Source organism: Nocardia sp. GTS18, assembly GCF_013839555.1.
Classification (GTDB): domain Bacteria; phylum Actinomycetota; class Actinomycetes; order Mycobacteriales; family Mycobacteriaceae; genus Nocardia; species Nocardia rosealba.
In genome coordinates this window covers 26886-52333 of sequence record NZ_JACBIU010000024.1, presented here as the reverse complement: position 1 = coordinate 52333, position 25448 = coordinate 26886, and the positions used below count along the sequence as shown (strand labels likewise).

At 61.1% G+C, this 25448-nt stretch carries 19 protein-coding genes and 1 pseudogene; 13 read left to right on the top strand and 7 right to left on the bottom strand.

The features are described 5' to 3' along the window. Positions 1-63: 63 nt before the first annotated feature. Positions 64-1068: a DUF4365 domain-containing protein gene (locus HYG95_RS18385; RefSeq protein ID WP_181699355.1), complete on the top strand. Its 1005-nt coding sequence runs from the start codon at positions 64-66 to the stop codon at positions 1066-1068. Positions 1069-1226: 158 nt separating this feature from the next. Here HYG95_RS18385 and HYG95_RS18380 read toward each other — a convergent pair whose 3' ends face one another. Continuing rightward, a complete protein-coding gene (locus HYG95_RS18380) occupies positions 1227-1718 on the bottom strand; it encodes an NUDIX domain-containing protein (RefSeq protein ID WP_220139573.1) in 492 nt (163 codons plus the stop codon). After that, positions 1684-2445 (bottom strand): XRE family transcriptional regulator, encoded by a 762-nt coding sequence (locus HYG95_RS18375; protein ID WP_181699353.1) that lies wholly within the window; start codon positions 2443-2445, stop codon positions 1684-1686. Before HYG95_RS18375 ends, HYG95_RS18380 begins: the two co-directional genes overlap by 35 nt. 139 nt (positions 2446-2584) lie before the next feature. On the opposite strand from HYG95_RS18375, the gene HYG95_RS18370 reads away from it, so the two are divergent. The 10 genes and pseudogenes from HYG95_RS18370 (at position 2585) to HYG95_RS18320 (ending at position 10503) form a co-directional block, all read left to right on the top strand. Continuing rightward, complete coding sequence (locus HYG95_RS18370; protein ID WP_181699351.1) at positions 2585-2839, top strand: hypothetical protein; 255 nt, start codon at positions 2585-2587, stop codon at positions 2837-2839. Then, entirely contained in the window at positions 2836-3162 is a 327-nt protein-coding gene (locus HYG95_RS18365) for a hypothetical protein (RefSeq protein WP_181699349.1), read from the top strand. The genes HYG95_RS18370 and HYG95_RS18365 overlap by 4 nt, the downstream gene beginning before the upstream one ends. Before the next feature lie 672 nt (positions 3163-3834). After that, positions 3835-4146, top strand: a complete 312-nt coding sequence (locus HYG95_RS18360) for a hypothetical protein (protein ID WP_181699348.1) — start codon at positions 3835-3837, stop codon at positions 4144-4146. Continuing rightward, the gene (locus tag HYG95_RS18355) at positions 4146-5933 is read left to right on the top strand and encodes a M91 family zinc metallopeptidase (RefSeq protein WP_181699346.1); all 1788 of its coding nucleotides are present in this window, start codon (positions 4146-4148) and stop codon (positions 5931-5933) included. The genes HYG95_RS18360 and HYG95_RS18355 overlap by 1 nt, the downstream gene beginning before the upstream one ends. A gap of 49 nt (positions 5934-5982) precedes the next feature. Then, positions 5983-6639 carry a hypothetical protein gene (locus tag HYG95_RS18350; protein WP_181699402.1) on the top strand — a complete coding sequence of 219 codons (657 nt, stop codon included), beginning with the start codon at positions 5983-5985 and terminating at the stop codon, positions 6637-6639. Between the two features lie 662 nt (positions 6640-7301). Further along, positions 7302-7957, top strand: a pseudogene (locus HYG95_RS18340) (transposase family protein). 137 nt (positions 7958-8094) lie between these two features. Continuing rightward, positions 8095-8445 (top strand): hypothetical protein, encoded by a 351-nt coding sequence (locus HYG95_RS18335; RefSeq protein ID WP_181699343.1) that lies wholly within the window; start codon positions 8095-8097, stop codon positions 8443-8445. 3 nt (positions 8446-8448) lie between these two features. Beyond that, entirely contained in the window at positions 8449-8754 is a 306-nt protein-coding gene (locus HYG95_RS18330) for a hypothetical protein (protein ID WP_181699341.1), read from the top strand. Continuing rightward, a complete protein-coding gene (locus tag HYG95_RS18325; protein ID WP_181699339.1) occupies positions 8754-9971 on the top strand; it encodes a hypothetical protein in 1218 nt (405 codons plus the stop codon). Before HYG95_RS18330 ends, HYG95_RS18325 begins: the two co-directional genes overlap by 1 nt. Positions 9972-9978: 7 nt before the next feature. After that, complete coding sequence (locus HYG95_RS18320) at positions 9979-10503, top strand: hypothetical protein (RefSeq protein ID WP_181699337.1); 525 nt, start codon at positions 9979-9981, stop codon at positions 10501-10503. Positions 10504-10562: 59 nt separating this feature from the next. Here the strand turns inward: HYG95_RS18320 and HYG95_RS18315 are convergent, their stop codons facing one another. From HYG95_RS18315 to HYG95_RS18295, 5 genes are all read right to left on the bottom strand, one after another. Then, a complete protein-coding gene (locus HYG95_RS18315) occupies positions 10563-12074 on the bottom strand; it encodes a CBS domain-containing protein (RefSeq protein WP_181699334.1) in 1512 nt (503 codons plus the stop codon). Positions 12075-12311: 237 nt separating this feature from the next. Next, positions 12312-12761: a hypothetical protein gene (locus HYG95_RS18310; protein ID WP_181699332.1), complete on the bottom strand. Its 450-nt coding sequence runs from the start codon at positions 12759-12761 to the stop codon at positions 12312-12314. Positions 12762-13068: 307 nt separating this feature from the next. Further along, entirely contained in the window at positions 13069-14952 is a 1884-nt protein-coding gene (locus HYG95_RS18305; RefSeq protein ID WP_181699330.1) for a hypothetical protein, read from the bottom strand. Next, positions 14949-15941, bottom strand: a complete 993-nt coding sequence (locus HYG95_RS18300) for a hypothetical protein (protein WP_181699327.1) — start codon at positions 15939-15941, stop codon at positions 14949-14951. Before HYG95_RS18300 ends, HYG95_RS18305 begins: the two co-directional genes overlap by 4 nt. 153 nt (positions 15942-16094) lie before the next feature. Continuing rightward, on the bottom strand, positions 16095-16607 hold the full coding sequence (locus HYG95_RS18295) for a hypothetical protein (RefSeq protein ID WP_181699325.1): 513 nt from the start codon (positions 16605-16607) through the stop codon (positions 16095-16097). 286 nt (positions 16608-16893) lie between these two features. Here HYG95_RS18295 and HYG95_RS18290 point away from each other — a divergent pair, with 286 nt between their 5' ends. Together HYG95_RS18290 and HYG95_RS18285 are read left to right on the top strand one after the other, a co-directional pair. After that, positions 16894-23223: a DEAD/DEAH box helicase gene (locus tag HYG95_RS18290; RefSeq protein WP_181699323.1), complete on the top strand. Its 6330-nt coding sequence runs from the start codon at positions 16894-16896 to the stop codon at positions 23221-23223. Further along, positions 23223-25415: a 3'-5' exonuclease gene (locus HYG95_RS18285; protein WP_181699321.1), complete on the top strand. Its 2193-nt coding sequence runs from the start codon at positions 23223-23225 to the stop codon at positions 25413-25415. The genes HYG95_RS18290 and HYG95_RS18285 overlap by 1 nt, the downstream gene beginning before the upstream one ends. The last annotated feature ends 33 nt before the right edge of the window (positions 25416-25448 follow it).

Sequence of the window (25448 nt, the reverse complement as noted above, 5' to 3'; positions counted from 1 at the left end):
CCTACAGCCAGCCTCACAGGCGACTCCAAATCTCCATCTATAGAAGAGAGGGCGGCCAAATCGTTGAGCGCGCTTCCGCAATTAGGTGATACAGACTTCACCGAACGCGCCGGTATAAATTATGTCGCGGTAATTGTCAACAGCGCCCGATGCATTTGGCGCGAACTGCTCCACAGAGATATCGGTATCGACGGACACATAGAATACATCACGCCCACCGGCGGTGCTCCCGGTCGGATCGTGGCCGTCCAGGTGAAAAGCGGAAAATCGTGGTTTCGGCGAACTACCGACGATTTCATCTCGTACAGCGTGAGCGCTAAGCATTCAGCCTATTGGGAGCGCTACCCTCTCCCTGTAATACTGATCCTGCACAATCCTGACACCTATGAAACCGTATGGACTGATGCCAGAGCGCTTTTGCGTTCTTGCCCCGATAAAACGGTAATCAAAGTATCACGCCATAATCGATTCGATGCCGACGGGGTCCTGCACTCACTGGCGACAGATGGCCCTCTGCCTGAAGGCGAGTTTCAGGTTGAAGCAATTCTGCGCGAGATGGCCAAGGCCGAGGAGGCCGCACAAGGACTCTCCTTTATAACTCTGTTTGCGCAGGGAATGACGAATATTGCACATTCGCTATTCTTCTCGATGCAGATAGTTTCAGAAGCTCTCGACTACAACTGTGCGAAGGCAGGCCAGTCGGCGTACACTGTCGGTTCCGCAGAGTTTGAATTTGTCGATAGTTACGTCGACTTTATCGTTGAGAACGATCTTGCTCGGATCGACTACGGCGCCTGGATGCAATCTTCATCCGAGCTGGGCATGGTCGGCAACTTCATCGCTCCCCTCACACAGAAAGGGCGGCTTATTCGCGATCGGATTACCGAGATTGACAAGCACCTTACTCAAAATGCGCCTGCACCGACGCGCCGGTACTTCGCCATCCAAGAACGGTTCGTGAGCATGCTCATAAATCGAATGGGTGAAGATGAATTTTCGATCCGGCAAAAATACATAGATTCAATCTCGGACTATATTGTGAGAACATCCGTCGAACCGGATAGTTAGGCGACACGGTAAGGGCAGTGCCGAGCCATTTTTCACGCAAAGGCAGGGTACACATTACCACGTCAAATACATAGCCATCACTTCGGCGACGAACACCTTGGTTTTCTCAGTGCGTAGACTTTCCGCGATGGAATTAATTGAAACAACTCAGGGCAACGTCAACCCAAGTACGGTTCGACTCTTCGCTCCTTGTAGTGTTCGATCCTCAGTCGGACGGTCGGGTGCATCGTCAATCCGGCAAGTTCGTCCACGCCGACGAATCGAACCTCGGTGGATTCTCTACTCACAGCAATTTCACCGCCCACAACCCGGCCAAGATACGTCACAGCGAACTCCTGCCGTACCTCTCCGTCCGCGTACTCGATCACGTGCTCCGGGTCGGTGTAGATGCCCAACAATCCGGTGATCTCGACATCGAGTCCGGTTTCCTCCTTCGTCTCGCGAATCGCACACTGCTCCAGGGTTTCCCCGATCTCCATCGTGCCCCCCGGCAGCGACCAGTTCCCGGAATCGCCTCTGCGCTGCAACAAGATTCGTCCGGCGCTGTCGGTGACCAGGACCGAACCACCGGGCACCAGACTGTTGGCTTCGGGAGCGTTGGGATCCTTGTAGTAGTCACGCCGTGAGCTCACGCGAAACTCCTTGTGCATAGTGAGTGGTCGAACCCCAGATCTGCTCGAATTGCTCAGCGAAGGACGAGAAGATTCCATGCGCTGACAGCTTCCGGAGGTGAAGCGCGGGGTGCTGGTATCCGCGGGCACGGAAGAGGTGTGGAGTGACGATCATCTTGTCGTCAAACCGGAACACCGAGTTGTAGAGATGGCAGGTGTGCAGTCCGATGTCGCACCCGCGCGTGTCGGTCAGCGGACCCAACATGTTCAGCGCGTTGCGAATTCGGCCGGAAAGCGTTCCGTTCATCTGCTCGAGCGCATCACGCTCTGCAACATGCGGGCAACTGGGATCCGCGAAAGCGAGCCGGATGCGAGTCCCGCTGCAGCATTTGGTGGCCAAGATGTCCCCTGCGTCCGGCAACAACTCCAGGACGAAGGGGTAGGCGTAACCGACGATATCGATCTGCTCGTGGGCACCGAGGAGTAGCGAGATCCACAGATCATTGGGAATGGCCGCGCGGTGCGCGTATGCGCCCTGGACCTCTGCGGTCGCGGCCCCGCCTGCCGCAAGGTCGGGGCGCGTCTGTGGCCACAGCAGATCCTCCGCTTCACCGAGGATCCCGGCGACCATCGCCCGCGTTCGCCGGTGTGGGACACGGCCGGCCAGCCATCGGTTGACCGTCTTGACGTCTACGCCGACGGCCTGTGCCAGTGCGACCGAATCGAGTTGCGCACGAAGCATTGCCGATCGCAAGCGGTGAGTCATGCTCGAACCATACTGCCCATTCAACGGACATTACAGCACCTTCGAAATGTCCACCGAAGCGTCCCGAACGTGGTTCAGGTGCCCGTCTCTGTTGCATACGGTCAGGTCACCGTGCACCACCAATAGCCAAGGGGGAAACGTGATCTACGACCAAGCACTTGTCCTTCGGACTCTGCAGGGAGGCAGACAACTCACCGACCGCCAGATCGCCGCAAACACAACGCTGTCCATTCGCCGGACCCACCGCGCATTGCGCGTCCTCTACGAGAACGGTCTGCTCCGCCATGTCACGCCTCGACAAACCTGGGAACTGTCGAGCCGTGGACGCTCCTACATCCGGACACCGACCGGTCAGGCCATGCTCGATGTCCCACGATCGGCGCTCGCCGGATGAAACCCATTGCCATCGGTTTTCTGCGCTCGGACATCTCTGGAACCGCCCAGAATTGGGACGAGATCCGAATCCGATCGCTCGCAAAGCGATACGGCTACGACCTCGCCAAAACGATCGTGTTCGGAGTCCGTGCTCAGAATCCCGTCGGCCAGCTCGTAGACATCGTCCGGCGAACCAGCGCCGAGGCTATATTCGCGCCGACTCATCGCCATCTCGACGATGAATTCTTCGATCGGCTTGTCCGCGCTTGTGACGTCGTCACGGTCGAAGACGGGACCACGTACGCACGGTCCTACGTGAGCTGCCCGTCCGAGCAGCTTTGAACCCTTAGGACTGCTACATGAGTAGGGCACCGGTGTCACCGGATCGTGCAGCAGTCCCAACTGTCCCGCGGACGGCTACCGAATCAGGGTTGCAGCTGCCAAACCAAGTTCCCGGCATTACGACCGTTGACGGTCGGGTTGCAGTACAACACCCGCTCTTCTGTGCCGACCGTCGTGTCAACGGCATTCAGGCACGAACTGCCGGGCGACGGTGGAAAGTGCGGATCCGTGGCGAGCTCGTCCGGAGACGATGACCAGACGTAGGCGTCTGTGTACTTGACACGGACGCAGTAGGCAACGGCACCGTTGTCAAACCTGGCCGGACCATCACCCAAATCGCAGTAGGCGCCCATCTGAACTGCGGGCTGTGAGCTGGGCGCTTGCCCGTCAGCGCTTCCGGTACCGGGAAGCGCCGCGACTGGGCCCGCTGACGCACACGCCAGCAGCATCAATCCGCCGACCGCGGCCCACCTCTGAATTGCACGCATCCACTGATGTTAGTCGGCAGCCGGGTGTGCGTCGGACGTGCTGGGGTGAAAGCAGCCGAAAACCACCACCTCCCGGTTTCCCACCTGCGCAGCACTCACATTGACGCAGGAGGAGGGTCAGCCGGAGATCCATGACGTTGACTCCACATCCACAGCTCGATAGCCTCGCGAGCAAGGGGGGCACATGAGTGACACCGGCAATCTGAATCTGCCTATCGCGGAGATCGTTTCGGCTGTCGAGCAGATCAGGAACGAGATCGAGACAGTCCGATACGACTGGAACTCGCTGTCGGCTGATATGTGCGGGGCCGAGCAGGGATGGGGTGGCGACTCGGTAGCCGCAGCTGCGATCCTGCGCACCGCATTCGACAAGGTCGGCACCGCGGTGCTGACCGCATTGAGCGACTGTGCCGACGCTGTCACCAAGAGTGTCGAGGCGCTGAGTTCCGTCGATGGAGCGACTGCCGCGGCCCTCACGAGCCAGCAGGAGGCGTAATGGCTCTGAGCTGGTCGGACGTGGTTTCGTGGGATTCCGAGAAGCTCGTCGGTGCGGCGCGCGCACTGTCGCACCGCTGTACGTCGGTGCGTGATCTCGAAGGCTATATCTCGAGGTCGTCCGCGCTGGCTGACTGGACGGGTGCGGCGAAAGATGCCGCGCAGCAGAGTCTGCTGAAGTCGAAGACAGAGCTCGGTCGAATCGCCGGAATCGTCGAGCCCCTCAGACAGGTGGCGATCGACCGCGCCGACACGATGGATCGACTGCGAACCCGCGCACGCGATGCCGAAACCTGGGCTGCCACAGAAGGTTTCGAGGTCGACGCGGATGGCTCAGTGAGCGACGTCTGGCAGCGCGATGGGCGCGACACCGACCTGACCGATGCCGAACGCGCGCGACGCACCACCGTGCGAGCGGAAATCGTCACCTCGGTGGCGACCATCGTCTCCGAAGCGCAGGCCGGCGACCAGCTGACGGCCAGCGCCCTCCAGACTGCGGCAACAGAACTGGGCGGTGGCCTCGCTCCTGCAGGACAACCCGACGTCGTAACGACAGACAAAGCCGTGGTGATCAAGACAGGGGAAGGCGACGACAAGGTCGAGGTTCACGAAGACCCTCAGACCCACGTCGTCACCGTTACCGTCAACGGACAGAAGTACGAATACGAAGGCCAGCAGGCGCAGAACATCACGATCTTCACCGAGGGTGGAAATGACACCATCAATGTCGACCCGGGCACCCAGGTCGGATTGAAGCTCGAGGGTGGAGCGGGGAACGACAAGATCCAAGGTGGCGGCGGAAAGGACTACATCAACGGAGCCGGGGGCGACGACATACTGGGCGGCGGCACCGGCGACGACGTCGTTTACGGCGGCGACGGAAACGACACGATGTTCGGTGGCGACGGCAACGACTACCTCGAAGGCTCCGCAGGCGATGACACTGTCTTCGGTGGATTCGGAAACGACACGGTGTCGGGCGGTCTCGGCAACGACCGGCTGCAGTCGGGAGGTGGCGACGACAAGGTATACACCGGTGGCGGGGGCGATTCCGTTGGCAACGAAGGCGGCAACGACACCATCTACGCGCAGGTCGGCGAGGACTCGGTGTCCGATGCCGGGCAGGGTGGCAACAACAAGGTCGTCAATGTGGTACTCACCGACATCCCGGACAATGTCACCGTGACCGGATCTCCTGAATTCCAGGATCGGGTTCGAGCGGACCTGGAGTTCATGCGTTCGTCTCCGACAGGACAGCAGATGCTCGCCGGTCTCGGCGAAACACCGCACAACGTCAACATTGTCGAAGGCGCAACGGGAAAGGACTCGGCCGTGGCAACAGACCCCCGCGCCGCGGATCTGGGCGCCGATGGCAAGCCCGGGGCTGGTTCTGCCTCGACGATCGTCTACAACCCACGCGGAACAACCTTTTCCGAGGTCTCGTCCGAGTACGCGGGCACTGCGTATGATCACCATCCGCCGATTACCACGCTCTACCACGAAGCCGCCCACGCCTACGACGAAACGCATGGCACGATGCGGCCCGTTACCGATGTTTATACCGGTGACGACGCCGTTGATCGCGAACGTCCGAACATCCATTCACCGACCGGAAATGGCATGTTCGAGCGCGAGCGTGTTGCGGTCGGTCTGACCATCGATCATGACAACAACCCCGATACCCCGGAGCAGCTGGCCGACGAGGACGAGCATCCTTACGCGTTGACCGAGAACGCGATGAGAGAGGAGCTGGGCATCGCGCGCCGTGATCACTATGCGCCGAAGTAGCCGGGCGGCTCGTGTACTCCGGGTCGGAGCTCTTGTGTCGGCGATAACGATGACCATCGGAGGATGCGGCAATGGGTCGACCGACTCAGTCGTACGCCATACTTCGATTCCGTCGGTACCACCGCATCAGACGACATCCACGATTGAATCGGAGTCGCCATGGTGCGAACCAGCCCCTGCGAAGGGGGACGACCTGCTCGAATTCACCATCGACCTCGAGGCCACACGCACTGAGCTCACCATCCACTACTCCGTGGTCAATCATCACCCCACCACTGTCTTCGCGATCAACAGGATTCAGCAGGACACCGGCTCCGCGTCGCCCCGCGAGCGACATTTCGTCGTCCCCCGCGCAGATGGGGTGGTGGAAATCAGTCAGCGCGCCTTTGTCTACCGCTCGCCCAACTGCGTCGTCCCCAGGTCTGTCCCACTGCCACTTCCCCTCGGGAAGGCCGTCGCATCTGGGTCCACTCTGCGCGATACCGTTCACGTCGCGTTGCCGCTGCATATTCAGCACCCCGAGGGGCCCTCTGCTGCACAGCATCTGGCTCAGCTGTTCGGTCCTCCCTACACGGTGTCGTTCTGCTTGGGCATTTCGCCCACTGCTGCAATCGACCCAGCCGACATCGACGGTGAAACGTTGTACAGCGGTTTGGCTCTCACCCCGGAAACCGTTGTGTGTAGCACTCCCCAGCAGCTGCCCTGACCCGTTGTAGCCACCTGGCGTCACCGAGTGTTCTCGAAACCGCTGCTGTAGGTGCCAGGGCGCGTCGCGGCGTCTTGGAGAGAGAGATATCCGATGCCCACGGAATGACGATCGGCGTCGCCGCGCCGGGGAGCTGCAATTCGATCGATGTCGTCGTCATGCTCGCGGAACCCTCGCGAGCGGCGAAGTAGGTGGTCGGCACGCGGACTTCACCACTCGGTGGAACCGGCACAGCGGGCGCGTCGCGGACCACATGCTCTAGCGGCCGACGATACTGCTCGGTCTTGGTGCCCCTGTCCGGGTGATGGGCGGTCCCGACGAGGCTGACGTCGGGAAAGCCAGTCAGGACGCATTGGTCGGCGGATGCGTTCGTCAGGATGCTCTGTTGGGTGGCCTGTCGACTCGTACTCTCCGGTGGCGGCCCCAGACGGGCGCGCAGGACTCTATCGGGTGCAGGGCTGGTTCGAGTGGGCCACAGGCGTCGATCCGAGAGCCGGCGCCTCGCCGGTTTCAGCATCAGAACTACACGCCCCCCGATTCTTTAGGAATTCGGGTATCAAAGGCGGTCGAGATGCTCCGCGCGTGCGACTGGAGTGTCATTTCGTCACTGCGACTCCGATCATCCTCGGCGACCAAGTCCGCTCAAGCACCAGAGGCTTCCCTTGTTGATTTACCGTGCCGCGATGCCGTCGTCATTTTCGACCCTGCACTTCGTCGCCGTCGTGATCCGCCGCCACCACCGCGAGATCCGATCACGCTGGCGCGCATTCGATCCGGGCCGACAAGCCATGCTGGTATTGGTCTACCTGCGCAAAGGCGAACCGCTCACCGATCTGGCTGCCGGGTTCGAGGTCTCCACGAGTACCGCGTGGCGCTACGTCGAGGAAACGACCATGCTGTTGGCAACGCAGGCGCCCGAGCGGAGGTCGGCGCTGCGGCGCGCGAAAGCTGCCGGTCACAGCTATCTCATCCTGGATGGCACCGTGGTCCCGGCAGCGTCCACGATAGTAAGGCTGCCTGGATCTGGCAGATCGTGACCGGGTTGGTAGTCGGTGTCTGGATAGTGTTGGCGGACAAGGGTTACCAAGGCGTCGCGGGAGTTCTCACCCCGCATAAGGGGCGGAACAAGCCCGCCTCGCAGAAGGAGGCCAACCGCGCTCACACCCGGCTTCACGGCTGCGGAGAGCGGGTGTTCGCCCAGCTCAAAGTGTGGAAGATCCTGCGGAAGCTGCGCTGTTGCCCAGACAAGACCCCGCGGCTCGTGAAGGCTATCGGTGTTCTCCAGGATCACGAGCGTCAAGCCACTTCGGCAGAATGAAAAGGGCTCCATGCCGACGCAGCGGGCGACAGCTACCAGCCCTGCAGCTGCAATGCTTGCTGGCTCGTCGCCGACCTGTGTTCCCTGCGGTACGCTACCTGCCGAATATGTCAGTTCCGGTCCGGAAGGCGGGGGATATGAAGCCCAGTGCAGACGAGATTGACCAGATCAACAAGCAGCTCACCGACTTACGTGGCTCATCGCGCGCAGCAGACGGCAGCGTAATCATCGAGACCGACCCGACCGGGCGGATTACATATTTGTACATCGCGGACTATGCGATGGACAAGGGGCCGGACCAATTGGCGCGCAAAGTTGTTGATCGACACCGTGCGGCTATGAACGACGTCGAAGCCAAAGTCGTCAATCTCTTCGAATCATTACCTGCACCAACCGAATCCGTCGCCGCTGCACCTGCCGCGAGGCCGACTGGCACGCATGAGGAAGCCGAGTTTTCTTACGTTCCTTCCCATCTCAGGCGAGGTTGATCGATGTCACTCGATATCAACCCTGCCAGGCTCCGAGAGATGGCAAATGACGTTCGCCGCAATGCCGACGCTATCGATGCTATTACGCCGATAGCCGCTGAGCAATGTACGAACGCCCGGCAATATATGGATGGCTCCGACCTGGCCGTGAAGCTGGAGGAATCACTCCAAGCCCTCGACCTCGTCGCCAGGTATCACGCGACCATGATACGCAACTTTTGCACCGATACAGACTACATCGCGAATGTGCAAGAAGAGCTCGATAAAGCGATCGGTGCCGAGTTGAACCAAGCAGGGGCGCATAGATAATGGCCGGAATCAAACCATTAACCGTCTTTCAGGTCATCGAATGGCAAATGGCCCATATTGAACAGGCCGTAGTTCAAGTTTCCCAATGCTCCACCACATTGGAGACGGAGGCAAATTCTTTCGAGGGAAAAGTAGCTCGTTCGACGGACTATTATAAGGGCCAGGCTGGGGACGCCGCCCGCACCCGCGCGAAGACCGACCAGGGGCAGATACTGGCAACAGAGGGCGTGCTCGATCAAATTGCTACAAAGACCTCAGCTCTCGTTGAAGACATCAAGACGAACATTTCAACAATAAAGTCGGGCATTGCAAGCGCCGAATCTTCTCGATGGGATCTGTACGTTGAATCCGACGGGACGGTACGGTCGCGAAAATCGAATGCCGAAACCGCGAAAGACTACTGGCCCGCTGGTGCGCCGGCGATACTCGCGAAAGAGATCGAAACAAGCAACCTCACCAGTACGATCACCGGCGCACTGCAGGCAATCGAACGCGCCGATCGCGAAGGAGCACAGCAAGTTGCCACCTTCCTCGAGCAGCTGCCCAACTCAGTAAAAGAGGCAATGGCCAGGTCACTCGAGACCGGCGATCCCAGGTTGGATTCAATTCTGCGCGATTATCAAACGGATCAATCAGCCTCCGGATCACGGTTATGGCCAACCGGTGCGGAGCTGGAGCTGATCCGGACCGTATACCCAGACTTCAATTCGTCGATGATGACAGAAGAAGAGATTGCATCTATGAGCGATCTACTGCTCCGTGTCGACGGCCCTCGCGCAGTGTACGACTACGTCCAAATCACCGAAGCAGCCGACAAGAGAGCAGCAGAACTTTATCCCGATTCAAAATTCGAAGGTCAGGGTGACGCGTTCAGACATGCCTATTGGAACGCTTTGATGACACAACGATTCGGCGAAGAGTGGACCACGGAAATGACAACCGCCCACGAGAAGTCGGGCGCAAACATCGCCCAACGCGAAGCGATGGACCTTTTCAATAATTCCCGAGGACGTGAGATCGCCCTCGCAAATCCTGACGCGAGCCCGGAAGAGCTCCGCAATTTGATTCAAACGGAGATCAGCAACGGCACTCTTGTTGTGGTCGAGACAAAAGATGCCAATGGTGCGGAGCACGCGCCTAAGCTCGCGAATAGCAACATCGATCAGGGACGGACCGGCCAGCTTCCCGGCGTCGGGCTCCCTCTTCCCGGAAGGTAGAAGCACTGTGATTCGATACGCTATCGCAACTTCCACAGTCCTTGCTGTCACAGCAGTATTGGGGGCAGGCTGTGGAATCGCCGAATCTGGCGAGGACGCCGCTCAGCATTCGTCCTGCACCACCGAATTCCGCTTCGGAACCGCCGAGCCACTCGGGTCGATCAGTCGGTTCGTCGAGCAGGCGAACGCCGCCGCGAAGGCCGGTAGCCCCACGACATTGCGAACTATCGCCATGAGCGCCGGGTGGAAAGACGGGTGGGACCGCATGATCGAGGTACCGCAGGGAATTACGGTCCCGGAGCTGAACCGTCGAACCGGAGCGGAATCGATCTGTTGGTCCAATGTGCCGGAAGAGCAGAGTGTCGAGGGACCACAGCGGGGCTACTACCTGTTCCTCAACGGGACCCAGCCCATTCAGAAGACTTCGTGGTACGGAAAGAAGGATCGAGCTTTCGACTTCCAGAATACCGATCAAATCCTTGCGGATACTCCACTGATCGGTACCGACGCCAGTTCGCTACGACCTGAATAATTCCTGACATGATGTCGGGTGGCCGATCTGCGATCGGACACCCGACATCATCAGAAAGCTCAGCGCTTTCCATGAGCTGGTGTAACCAACTTCAGGAGATCGAGCAGCTCCCTCGCGTCCGCCAGCTTCTGCGGCTCGTTCTCGGGAGCATCGATGTTCCAGTGGGCGATTTCGTTTCGGTACCTCGCCACCGCGCGGAGGCGTTCCACGATGCCTGCCTGCTCGAATGGCCAACCCAGCCATTTCCAGACCGCGGGATTCTCGAACAGGTAGGAGTAGTTGCCGAGGGTGAGGTCTTCGGGCTTCTCGGCCTTCTTCTTGCCGACCGTCTTCAGGAGATCCGGCGACATACCGTGGATCGCCTGCCGCAACCTGCGTTCCAATTCCTCGAGGACCATGAAGGGAGTCACGCGTGCTTCGAGCTCGTCGGCGAGGTCGGCGGCGGTCACGATGCCGGTGACCACGTTCTCGGAGTCGACGACGATGATGAAGCCGAACTTCCGGATGTCGTCCATGCGACTGAACAGCTCTTGCTCGCTGTGTGCTGCCGGCGGGAATTGAGCTGCCCGCGCGTCCCACAGTTCGACGCCTGCACCGGTAATGGACCGGTGGGCAATACTTTCCCAGGTCACGACGCCGAGCAGCCGATAGTGATCGTCGACAATCGGTAACTGCGACAGCCGCTTTGTCACCATCAGCTCGATAGCCCTGTGCAGCGAGTCGGCGCGCTTCACAGCCACCACGGACATCTGCTGGCGCACATTCCCGACGCGCCACGTGAGATCCTGCGTACCGGCCTCGGTCATCTCAGCCCCGGTCACCGAGGACACGGTTTCGGTTTCCTCGGGATCTGTCGCAACCACTGTGACAATGCTGTCGAGCTGCACGGTCGTGAAATCGGGCCGAACGGTGAGCCCATGCCGCTGCAAGGTGGATCCGACTTCTTCGAGAGCTTCGCTGGTTCGCCGACCGAATCCCCAGAGGCCCAGTAGGTCTCGCACCGAGAGTTGACGCGAACCCGCAGCGTCCACGTCGGCGATGAGGCCGTCGATGTCGTCGGGCGCCGCGATCGCCCCGGAGTACCCGGGGTCGGTTCCGTTCTCCGCGAGCATCTTGACGCGTTCCGCGGCATCGCGCCTGCTCAACTCGCTGACGGTGAGCAATGTCCCCATGCTGTCACGCAGATCTCCCGAGATCGCAGCTCTCTCCACCGTCTTGAGCCACTTCACCGGTCGGATGTGACGGTATCCCGGCGGTTGATCGGCTTGATACTCGTAGTCACCGGTGACCTGCCCGATAGCCACGACGTCCCGGTATTTGCGAGGCATCACGACGTAGTCCCCTACCGAGATCTCGTGCAGGAACCGCCAGATCTGGTGTGCCCAGTTCTTCCGCGTTCGTGGGGTTTCCGCTGGATAACACTCATCCAGCAGCGCGCAAAGGTCATCGAAGGTGCTCTGCTCCGAAAAGTCGTGACGGACTTCGGCCCACCCTGCGATGGCGGCACCGATCTCCAGTGCGGCTTCCTCGCGATGGCCGTCCCACCCCCCACGAACTGTCCACGCCCGCAATGTATTTCCCCTCCGGTCTGCTGGTCGTACTGTCAAGCATTCCATCACACCACTGCACCGTCGGCCTGTTGAGTCCACAGGGCGGCGATGAGACCGGCCAGGACCGATACCCCATGGACATCCTGCTCGGTACAATCCATCACGACCCTCAGTTCAGGCTCCCACGGTGCCGCAACCGGTCGACCGCCCAGCCGGTCGGGATACGTTGGTGGCGATCGTCGCCAGGTAGGACGGTGCCTACGTCGTAGCACCATCCGGCGTCGAGCAAACCCGTGCCAGCCGAATGTTATCCACTTCATCAGTTAGGTCAGAAGTCCAACCGAACTGACGGAAAAGGAAGCTCGCCAGCCTTTCCACCTTCTCGATTCGCGCTGGGTCTTCACTGAGTCGATCGGTAAGCGTGGCGGCGATTTTCGCGAAGCGCTCCACAGGATCTATTTGGCTCTGATTCTTGGAGACCACGGGCCGCACGATTTCGTCAAACGTTTGCCACGAAGTATCCGGATCGGAACCACTCAAGTTGAGATCCAGCCACCAAAGCCGAGCAACGACGATATCGCTGAGTACCTCACGACGAAGGAATTCGAGGTGGTCCCGGCGCACAATGTCAGCTAGCCGAGCCACACGCTGCGACCTCTCATAGTCCGCTAGGTTTGCCCGGTCTTCGGGCGCCAGATCGACAGCCACGACCACTCGATATTCGAATCCTTCTTGCGGACTAGTAGAGCACCAGTCAGCTAGCGCATGGTTGCATGCTGCCTCGACTTCAGCCAGGCTATCGGGTGACGCCCCGGCGGTAAACTCCTTTAACATTCCAAACATATGTACGGTGCAAAGTGAAATTCCTGAGCGTTTCGTATATCGGCGGCCGCCGAATCCCTTTTCCCGTCTAACAAAAATCTTCCCTGTCATTGTAAATGCTATCCCAGGGAGTGCGCTCGGCAGACGAGCATTGAATCGTTTTTGTCGCCGCCTGCCCACGAATACTGTTCGCTTATGCGACAACATCAGCCTCTCCTCCGGGCTGCGCCCGTTCCGACGTGACAGCCATAACTTCAGACCAGTATGAGTCATCCGCACCCCAGACTCGCGCAATCAGCCCTTCGAGGGCATTCGCACGGAACATGACATCAATCAATTGGCTTGTAATTGCGACTGCGAAGTCACGGGCAATAGACCCGTCCTCAGAAAAATTCTTCCAATTATCCAGCACATTGTAAGCTTCGTGCGCTAAATCTTGCTGCCGCATGGCCGCACTAAGAAGCTCAAGAATCGGCGGTATCACTTGGGCAGTGTGCCCCGCACCCAGCGAGCAATATTCTTCAATTGCAACCATACCCTCACGATCTGACGCAATCGCTATGGCAGCTGACAACCCCGAAGTACGGGAGATATCCATTTTGGACCAGGCCGAGAGCGCATCTACTACAAGGACAACATCAGCTACACACATGCGCACCAGTGATGCCCGGACCGACGGATGCCCGCCTCCACACCGAATGGCGGCACGCCGAAGACGAGTCAGGGCAAGCACCGGCATGCTATCGCCGAAACCGCCACCGCATGATTCCGCGACAAGTGCAGCCGTATCAAGCGATGGACTGTCCGACCATGCATACAGCCGCTCCCTGATAAACCCTCCCCACCGTTCATCGGTCGCCCAGGAGGAAAACACACTGCTGGCTGAGTTCTTGTGCGATGTCAGGAGTGCATCTCGAACCGTCACCATAAGTTGGTTGGCGCGCAGTTGAGCAGCGATGTCGATGACATTGTTCGCCACACGCTCCGCGTCAGACCAGGGAAGCACCTGAATACAGGTAGCCAGCCATTTGGTCAGCAAGTCGGACGACTGCCGGTACTCCGACCACATATGGCGCCGAACTGCCGCCGCATAACCACGCTTAGCCGGACGAAGCATTGCAGCGCCACCGTTCACCACAATCCCAGCATCGGAAAACTTCCGAGAAGCCGGAGGTTCGCTGAGGATGTCCAGCTCACTTCTCCTGACATCAACCAATCTTCGGAGTTCCTCTGCCATCCTAAGGACTGAAATGTCTGATCCCCCGTGACAGAAAGCCCCGGACCACACCAAGGCTCGTGTGCCAAACTGGCTCGTTGTGTCGGCAAGCTGACCTTCAATATGTGTTCGCCAGTCCTGATACTCGTCGACAATCTCGGCAGGATCGGCGTGAACGGAGTGGATAACAATCGCGCCTAGCCTGCAAGTATCCCGTGCATTCAGGTCGGAATGGAGGATCGATTGAATATCTTGGTGGTTCAGCAGCTCCGAACACTGCACATACACCCCCGCAGATTCGAGCTCTTTTTTAATCAGATCCCGCGGAGACGGCGAACCGAGCTCCACTACCGAGCTTCGAATCTCCGTTGCCCAATTTGCCGAACGAGCATTGCGCATGGCAATGACAACTACGAAAACATCGGCCGACCTGGCCCAGCCCTTCAAGCGCGGTCCAAATTCACCAGCTATGCCGTCCTGCCCCAGCTTGGACAAGTCCACCAGGACGCCGACACCGGGATCGATCCGAGGCATTGCATCCTCAATGAACCGATGCCACGTCGCTTCCAGCTCAATAACACGCGAGGTACCGCATCTACCGGCGAGAAGCCGTAGAGCTGCAGTACGGCGTCCTGTGCCATCCTCTCCCGCTAGAACGATGAGATTTCCGGCAGCGGCCATACTCTTCGCCGATGCCCAAGACCCTGACGGTTCTACGAATCGACCTTCCATGCATGCAGAAAATTCGTGGGCAGCAACGGGACGTGCTATGACACTTTCTTCACCGTAGTAGTTCTGGTGGAAATATTGCCGCTCAGCGGCAAATACCATTGCATTCTCGTTTGCATCGATCGAGATCATGGCTGTTCTGCACTCCGCGGGTTCGTGTTCTTGGTGCTGAAGTTCGGACTGTTGAAGTTTATTGTCTGTTGCTCGCCAACTATGACGTTGCCGCTACCCGTGTGAGTTACTGATATCCCCCCGCGAACGGTGTCGCCCCGTTCCATGTCGTTGGCGAGGTCAATGCAATGCTTTCGTCGGAGCTCAGCCTTCAACATGTCGATATCAACCACAGCTGCGCGAGGACCGTAGCCTTGCGATAGGGCGAGCATCGCATTCATCAGATCGCCCACCGGCAATCCCACTCGACTGGCAATGGTGTCCAATGCCTCAAGTTCCCGCCGCCAATCGTGGCCGTCCTCGGTGGGTTCAACTAGCCAGACGCGAAGAGTGGAGAGAATGCGATGCACCAATCTGTCCAAGTGATCGTCGTCATGACCTGCTGCCAGCTGAACAGCCTCACGGAAATAGAGATAGCGCTCCCGCAGGGAACGGTTGACGAACGGATCGACACCTAGGGGATCGAAACCGGAATTCAACGAACGGGAGGCAGCCCACTCCGAAAGGTCGGACAATTCCTTCATGTGCTTGACTTTTCCCCCGGCCGCAATGACCAACTGCATTACGCCCGAGTCCAAAGCATCTCCTTGATCTCGGCAAACATCAACCATCGCTGCGACGACCTGCTTAAACGAGGCATCACTCGCGGTCGCCGATATTTCGGTCTTCACCTGAATTTGAAGACATGATTCTCTAGAATTCCGCTTCCCGAACACCACGATATCGTCCAGATGAAAACCTGCGTTTTTCTGCTGAAGAGCGATGCGATGTATGGGATCTTGAAAGCCCACTGGTGGGGGCGCATTACGCAGCAGGCGACCTAGCAATAGAGTTACTACGCGCTGCTCGAATTCGAACCCGTAGCCACCAGTAACCTTCGGCGATACAGGAATATTAGCCAACACCCCTCCAGGCGAACTCAAGCCGTCCCCACCCCAGTTACGGTTCATGATGGTCAATCCTAGCTCTATCCCGTTGAGTAGCAAGCGTTTTGGCACTTACCATCCGTAGGCAGTCTCCATTCCGCCCGCTGCGAATCCCGCGTAGCCGACGGCGCCACCGAACGTCGCAGTAGCATCCGCCGGAGCCCGTGAAGGTTGCGATCAATCCGGTAGGTATCGGATGGGGACAGGGATGGGGATGTCGGCGGCGCGAAGCTCTTCGAGCGTGAAGGTCCGATCGAGGTTCTCGCCGTAGAGGCCACGCATGAGGACCGCGATCAGGTTGTGGTGTTCACGCTCCGAGGCCTGGGTGAGCCGGCTGATCTCGCGACTGAGGGACATGACTTCCTCAGTGATCCCTGCATTGTCGAACTGCTGGATGATTAGGCCGCCCTCGAGGATCCCGCTCCACGGCGTCGTGATTGCATGGCAGGAATCAGCAGCCCTGAACAGCATGTGGAGCAACATGTTTCGACTGCCCATCGCTGGCCGCTCGACAGGGAGGTCCACCTCGAACAACCGCTGCAACCCCTCGAAATGAGCCCGGCGATCGCCCTTGCCCGGGAGGTCCCTGCGACGCAGGTCGAGGATGGCGTCCAAGTACGATTCGATGAGCTGCTGTCTACCGAAGACGGCCGGTGGGGGTGGGGCGAAATCGGTGTAGTCGAACGACATTCAGCCGGTCCCTTCAAGGCGCACCGGTCCTCCGCTCGGCACCTGCAGTTGGTATACAACCAAGCTAAACTCACACGAAAACATTGTCAACACGCCTCTTGCTGGTGTACATTACGTATAGCTGTCGACCAACGAGACCATCGTCCACCGGCAGCCGGCTGGCCGGTTGCGATCCGAGAATTCCGGATCCCGTAATCAACTAGCATCCGAATCCGATAGTTCCAGATGAACACAGGTCGACACCCGACCGAACCGCATGCCGGTCGCGCACACTGAGGAGCAACACGTGGGGGCCCTGCTTCCGACTCTGCAAGCCGAACGGCTGAGGGAAGGGTTGACGGACTATCTGACAACCACCTTCGCACTCACCGATCCCGACACGCAGGGTGCGCTGACCGACTTCATCGGCGATCCGAAGGACGGGCTCTTCAAAGGCCCGTATGTGCGGTTGCGGTTGCCCTTCGCGCAGGCGCGCGGCAACTGGGGCATGCATCTGGACTGGTGGCCGAAGTATTTCGAACCGTACGGGCATCAGGCCGCGGCATTCGAACGGTTGTCGACGAAGTTCCAGCGCCGACCGCTGCCCACCCTGGTCACCACAGGCACCGGCTCCGGCAAGACCGAGTCGTTCCTCATCCCCATCCTCGACCATGTGCTCCGGGCCAAGAAGGCCGGCGCGGTGGGGATGAAGGCACTGATCATCTATCCGATGAATGCTCTGGCCAACGACCAGGAGCAACGACTGGCGAAGATGATCACCGAGCACTCCGAGCTGTCCGGGATCACGGCCGGTCTCTACACCGGCGAGCAATCCTCCGGCGGACGGACGATGGTGTCGGAGGCCGGTCTGATCACCGATCGTCGGCTGATGCACGATTCGCCGCCCGACATCCTGCTCACCAACTACAAGATGCTCGACCATATGCTGTTGCGTCCGGATCGCGCGTCGATGTGGCGCCAGTCGGCGGACTCGCTGCAATACGTGGTGCTCGACGAGTTCCATACCTACGACGGTGCACAGGGCACCGATGTGGCCATGCTGCTGCGCCGGCTCGGGCTGACGGTCAAATCGCACTGGTCCGCCGGCTCGCCTGTCACGGAAGCGGATCGGGCGCGACCACTCGGGAAGATCACTCCGGTTGCCACGTCGGCGACATTGGGGTCGAAGGGATCCCCGACCGCGATGCTCGACTTCGCGAAAACCGTTTTCGGCGAAACGTTTACATCCGAGACGTTGATCGGTGAAACGCGGCTCGAACCCGACGACTGGCTCGGGCAACGTGGCTCCTCCCTCGATCGGGCGTTCTCGCCGGTCGAGCCGGTGATCGATGAAGCGGTTGCCGAGCTCGATCGTGCGGCGGCCCATGCCGTGACGAACAAGCGACTGACAGCGGCGGTGCTCGCTACTTTGTTCCGCCACACCTCCGACATCGACGACACCCATGAGCGGATCGCGGCGAGCCTGCACAAGCTCGACGAATCCGAGATGCTCGACCTGATCAAGCGGCACGGCACCTTCGCGCGGCTCCTGCGCAGCGCGGTCGACGTGATTTCGACGGCGAAGCTGGCCGCCACCGTCTTGCCCGCCCAGACCGGCGAACGTGACCTCACTCGTGGCCTTGCACACCGCGAGCGCTACATCGGCTACCTCCTCGCCGCCCTCTCGCATGTTCGCGCCGAGGTCGGGCGGTCGGCGCTGAATGTCGATGTGCACCTGTGGCTTCGGGAGTTGTCCCGGATCGATCGAGCGGCCGCGGTGACTCCCCTGTTCCGCTGGCCTGACGACGGAAAACTCGACGTAACCACGGTCGACTACTTCCCCTCGCTCTACTGTCGTCACTGTGGTCGGTCGGGCTGGGGTGTGCGGCTGGGCCCGACGGGCAGCACACTGGACGCCGGTGACGACGACATTCGTACCTACCATGCCACCGGTGGTCCACGTTTCCGGGCGCTGATCTCCGCGCCCGCCGAGGCCGAAATCGACGGCCCCGTCGAAGGTTTACGCTGGTTCCGTGTCGACGATCGCGAGATCGTCGACGAACGCCCCGACGCCGACAGCGATGAGGTGCTCGACGGGCGAGTTCTGCCCGTCTTGTTCCTGAGCGGGCCCGAAGCCGACGAGCATTCGCGCAAGGATCTGTGCCCGGCGTGCGGCGCCGACGACGGCATCCGGTTCCTCGGTAGCGCGATTGCCACCCAGCTGTCGGTTGCGCTGTCGAACCTCTTCGGCGATGCGAACTTGGCCGACGGTGAGAAGAAGGCCCTCGTCTTCACCGACAGTGTGCAGGACGCTGCTCACCGCGCCGGTTTCGTGCAGGCACGCTCACACACCCTCAGTCTGCGTTCATCATTGCGAAATGCCCTCGGTGACAACGTGAGTGGTGACCAGATGCTGACTCTGGCCGAGCTCTGCGACGCGGTGCTCGATCGCGCAGGTGAGGACCCCAAGCGGCGCTATCACCTGCTCGCCCCCGACATCGTCGAACACGATGAGTTCACCGCGTTCTGGAACCCCGACAGTCCCGCCCAGGCTCGGCGCAAGGCGGCCAGAAACGTGGCGCGGCGGGTGCAATTCGACATCGACCTCGAGTTCGGTCTGCAGTCCCGCCTCGGCCGCACACTGGAGCTCACCGGCAGCGTGGTGTCGGAGGTGGATCTGGGTTCCCCGCAGCGTGTGGCGCAGCTGGGGGCCGCCGCCCTGCAGCGAACGGAACACCAGCTCGCCTTCTCCGAGCCAGACGCAGCAGCCCTGACACAATGGGTCCGCGGCGTCGCCGAACGAATGCGCACCCGCGGCGCGATCGCGCACGATTGGTTGACGAAATACGTTCAGCGCGACGCGAACCGGCGCTGGGTATGGGGTGGCCGCCCGAAAGGGCAGGGCATGCCCGCGTTTCCGAAGGGCCGCCCCGCGCCGGCCTTCCCGGCGCTCGGCGGCCGGACCATCCCCGAAGGCTTCGACCCGATCACCGTTTCCGCGTCGTGGTACGCCCGCTGGGCCTCGCGCTGTCTGAACGTCTCGCCCATCGAGGGCGGATCACTGGCGCGTGCCCTGTTCGAGGTGTTCGCAGAAGAACGAGTGGTCGTCACCGAGGCTACCGAGAAGTCGCTCACCGCTTACGAATTGACGCACGACTCGATTCTGGTCGGAATTCCGGACCCGGCCGGGCTGACCGGAATGCGATACCTGCTCGTCTGCGGTGTCTGCCAGACACCGACGCCGGGCAGCGCCGCGGTCATCGACCAGCTGGACGGCGCACCCTGCCTGTTGACCCGATGCCCGGGCAGGCTCGTCCGGGCCGCCAAACACGACAACTTCTACCGCAGCCTCTACGACAGTTCCGAGATGAAGCGTGTGGTCGCACGCGAACACACCTCGTTGCTTCCCACAAAGACGCGGCTCGAGTACGAGAACAAGTTCAAGGCCACGGCGAGTGATCCCACCGCACCGAATGTGCTTGTCGCGACGCCGACATTGGAAATGGGTATAGATATCGGCGACCTGTCGACCGTGATGCTCGGCTCCATGCCGCGAACAGTGTCGTCGTATCTGCAGCGAGTCGGCCGCGCCGGGCGTCTCACCGGCAACTCGTTGGCGCTTGCCTTCGTCCGTGGACGTGGTGAACACCTGCCGAAACTCGGTGACCCGACGTCGGTGATCCAGGGCGAAGTGCGGCCACCGGCGACCTTCCTGACCGCTGAGGAGATCCTGCAACGCCAGTACATCGCGCACATCATCGACCGGCTCGCACGACGTGCGGGTGCGGAAGATCCGGGGAACGCCGCCAATGTGTTGTCGAGTTTCGACTCGGGTTCCTGGATGGGCACCCTTATCGAGACCGCCGACGACGACGCAGATCTCCTGGTCGACGAGTTCCTCGCCCAGTTCGGTGAGTTGCTCGGTGCAGAAACCGCAGCGAGTCTTCGTACCTGGGCGACCCCGCCCGGCCTCGGCGAACACAGCGGGCTCGGCACGTTGCTGCGAGGAGCCGTACACCGTTGGAACCGTGACGTCGACGAATTGCGTCATCGGCGAACGGCGGTGGACGCGGCCATCCCCGAGTTCGAACAGCGTGCCAACTCCCCCGCGGCCACCGACGACGACAAACGTGACTTGCGCACCGCCCGAGGAACTTTGCGGCTGCTCTCGAAAACGATCAGCACCCTCACCACCGAGCACTGGGTCGGCGTTCTCGAACGCTACGGCGTGCTGCCCAACTACACGCTGCTCGACGACGCGGTCATGCTGGACGTCGGCATCACCTGGATCGATCCGGACACGAATCAATACGCCGAAGACACAGCCAGCTACCAGCGGGGTTCGCGAGTCGCACTCACCGAGTTGGCTCCGGGTGCGACCTTCTACGCGCAGGGGCTGGCCGTCGAAATCGATGCGGTCGATCTCGGCGCCGGCGAATCCGCGATCCAGATCTGGCGGATGTGCCCGTCGTGTGGATGGGCAGGCATCACCCACACCGCGGAGCCCACCCCGCCGCCGAACCAATGTCCACGTTGCCACACCAGCGCCATTGCCGATGTGAGTCAACAGCTGCAGGTCGTCGAGATGGCCAAGGTGTCGGCCGAGGTCCGCCGCGACGAGGCCGCGATCAACGATATCCGCGACGAACGGCGCCAGGAATCGTTCACCGTGCTGGCCGCGGCCGACATCGATCCGGACAACATCACCAAGCGCTGGTTCGTCACCGAGCAGGACTTCGGCGCAGAGTACCTGCGGCGCATGGACATTCGCTGGCTGAACATGGGCAGGCGGAACGCCCAGGGCGGCAAGCGCACCATCGCGGGAAACACGACGACCGGTTCGCTGTTCCGTGTGTGCTCCGGTTGCGGGCAACTCGACAAGGTCGCAGGCCGGAACGAACCGCACGAGCACCGCAGTTGGTGCCGGTTCCGAAAAGCCGACGACGAGAAGCACGTTCGTGAGATTGCACTGGCCCGGACCCTACGCACCCAAGCTGTGCTGCTGCATCTGCCGAACTGGCTCGAGTACGACTCGTTCGCCCACCCGAGCCTCAGCGCCGCCATCTTGCTCGGCCTGCGTCAGGTGATCGGCGGTTCACCGGAGCATCTCGATGTCACCGCGATCACCGACGCGCTGCACAACCCGAACCAGCGGGCACTGCTCATTCACGACACCGTCCCCGGTGGCACCGGCTATCTGGCCGACTTCGCCAATCCGCGCCAGGTCTGGGAGGTCCTGGCCGCGGCGCGCACCGTGGTCAAGACCTGTGACTGCACGGATCGGCTCGCGTGCCATAAATGCCTGCTGCCTTTCGCACCGCCCCGGGAACTCGACAAGGTCTCCCGAGTCACCGCGGCCAAGGTACTCGATGATCTGCTCGGTTGCGGCGACGGTGAGCCGAATGCGGATAGTTGGCTGGCCTCGGTCACCGAGGAGACACCCGAGCAGGACGTCAATCCCGAGTCACCGTTGGAGCGTGAGTTCTACCGTGCGTTCACCGAGCGGCTGACGACGATGGGCGCCACGGTCACCGAACGACCGGGCACCTACGGTCCGACGGCAACGATCAAGCTGCCCGGTAGCAAGATCCGGACCTGGCAGCTCGAACCACAGGTGCTGATGGGCAACAGCCAACCAGACTTCCAGCTCAGGACCAGCGATCCCGACATCCCACTCATCGCCCTGTTCGCCGACGGCCACCGCTACCACGCGACACCCGAGAACAACCGGGTGGCCGACGACGCACGCAAGCGCGAGATCCTGCGCTCCGGCGGCGTCATGGTCTGGTCGTTCGGCCACGACGACCTCGAGCGCTTCAAGGCCGCGCGAGCGGAGAAACCGACGTGGTTCACCGAGAAGCTGGAAGGCCTGACCCGTAAACACGGGAATCTGAAGCCGAAACTCTTCAAGCTGCTACACACAGACCCGATCACTCAATTGATCGAGTACATGCTGGAACCGGACCGGGAGCCGTGGGAAGCAGTGGGACGATGGCTTCCACTGATGTTCCTCCTCAACGGCCGTCACCAGGGCGACGCCGACGCCATCGCGAGCTGGGCACTCGATCTCATCGACGGCACCGCCTCGACTCCAGCCGACGGCGAGTACAACTGCTGGTCCTACAGCGACGGTCCGTTGACCATCACCGCCGCGACGAACAAGGGCATGAAGACCCTCGACGCGGTACTGGCGCTGGACGATCGAGACGAGAAGCTCGATCACGACGGCAGTCGCGCGTGGAAGGAATGGCTACGCCTGTCCAACTGGTTCGGACTGGCCGACCACGTGATCACGACCCGGACTCTCCTCCAGGCGAACTCCACTGTGCCCGAGCGGGGACCGGATGTGGTCGGTGCCGATCTCACCGCCGATTGGCAGGTGCTCTACGACGACACCGTTTCCGACGCCGAACGGGAACTCGTCCTCGCCCTCGCCGCGGCGGGGGCGCCGGTTCCGGTGCTCGGCGTGGAGACCGATCGTGGTGATGTGATCGACCTGGGCTGGCCCGATGTCCGGCTCGGAGTGCTCCTCGAAGATCCGGAGACCGCCCATACGATGACCGAACAAGGCTGGACGATCTGCCCGGCCGATCCGGCTGAGCTCGTCCGGGCACTGCAAACGAACGGGGTGATGTGATGGCGCACGTCGTCATGACCAGGACGAGTGGGTCCGCGGACGAGCTCGAGGGTGCGATCAAGCGACGCGCGATCGATTTCCTCTACACCGTGCAGGACGACGAGCCTGCCGCTGCCAAGCTCATCGAGGAAGTTCCCGGCGCCCAGGACGAGCGGGTCCGTCTCGGCCGAATCGGCCTGGGGCACAGCGCGATCCTGTTCTACGTGGCGCCCGCGGGTGGCGAAGGGTCCTACGTCTACATGGGCGCGTGGCCGGACGATACCGCGGCCGGGCTGGCGCCCCGGGCAGGGCTGAAGGTAAACCCGGTCAACGGCGTCCTCGAGCTCATCATCGCCGAAGCCGAAGAGCACCCGCCGGCGAAGCAGCCGAAGCCGACCGTGAAGCCTGGATACCTCGCCGACCTCGGCTTCACCACTGCACAGCTGACCGACGATCTCGGCTTGGATCCGAAATTGGCCGAACGAATACTTGCCGCTCCCGACGACCACGTCATCAACGAGATCGCAGCCGAGATCGACGGCTGGCAAGGTGATGCTGTACTCGAATTGGCCTGTGGCACAAGCATCGACGATATTCGCGCCAAGCTCCGGCTCACCGAGAACCCGGTCGACCCGACCCTGGCGGAGGACGAACAGATCCTTCAAGCGCTCGAGCATCCCGCATCGAAGATCCGATTCGCCTATATCGGTGACAACACCGAGGAACTGCGGCGTGTGATCGAAGGTGGCAATTTCGCCGCGTGGCGCACCTTCTTGCATCCCGAACAACGTACGTATGCGGAAAAGCGGTACAACGGCGCGTTCCGGCTGTCCGGCGGTGCGGGAACGGGAAAAACGGTGGTGGCGCTGCACCGCGCTCGCAACCTCTGGCGCCGCAACCCGAACGCCCGCGTCGTCCTGACCACCTTCAACCGGACGCTCGCGCGACAGCTGCAGGCTGACCTGCAGGCGCTGGATCCGGATGTGACAATCGCGACCAAACCCGGAGATGTCGGCATCTACATCGACGGTGTCGACAAACTCGCCAGCGATGTACTCAGCCGGGCGGGCGACCTCACCCCGATCTCGGCCTCGGTCTTCGGGAGCGCAACACCGCTGCCACCGCGACGCACCGACGCAGGCAAGGTCTGGCGCGAGATCACCAAAACTGTTGACACCGAGCTGGATTCCCGTCTTGCCACACCGGCATTCCTCGACAGCGAGTACACCTCGGTCGTGCTCGCCAACAAGGTCACCACCGTCGCCGAGTACGCGAAGGTCGCGCGTGCCGGGCGCGGTGTGCGGCTCAATCGCGCGCAGCGCATCGCGGTCTGGAAGTTGATGGAAGCGTTCCGCCGTCGCAGCCGGATGGACGGCACCGTCAGCTTCCCCGAAGTACTCGCCCTGGCAGCTGAGTATCTGCGTCAGCGTAGTGCCGCAGGTGAGTTCATCGCCGATCACGTCATCATCGACGAAGCCCAGGACCTGCACGCCACACACTGGGCGATGCTGCGAGCCTTGGTCGCCGAGGGGCCGGACGACCTGTTCATCGCCGAGGACTCTCATCAGCGGATCTTCGGCCAGCCGGTGGTGCTCGGTCGGCTCGGAGTGAAGATCGTCGGTCGCTCCCGTCGGCTCACGTTGAACTACCGAACGACGGCGCAGAATCTGCGGTTCGCCATCGACATCCTGTCCGGCGGTGACTACCACGACCTCGAAGAGGCCGAAGAGTCCACGCACGGTTACCGCAGTGCTCGCATCGGCCCTGAACCCGTACTGCTGGCCTGCACTTCGCTGGCCGACGAGCTCGAGCAGGTCGCCGATCAAGTCCGGCGGTGGCTCGACGCGGGTGAGGAACCGTCGAACATCGCCGTGCTGACGCGCGGGAAGAACGACCGCAGCCAGTTCGTTCGTGCCCTCGGAGATCGCGGTATCGACGCGCGGGTGCTCGACGACAACCCGGCCGGACCAGGCCATGTACAGGTGCTGACCATGCATCGGTCCAAGGGCATGGAGTTCGCCAAGGTGATCCTGGCCGGGGTCGACGACGCACACGTGCCCGCCAAATCCGTGCTGAACGAAGCACCGGAAGAGGAACGTGGCGAGGCCGAACTACGGGAACGATCACTGCTGTATGTGGCAGCGAGCCGCGCACGCGATCAACTGGTGGTGACATGGAACGGGCGCCGCTCGGAACTGCTGGCCAATACCTGAATCGCCGAACAACACCTGCATACCGGAGCAACA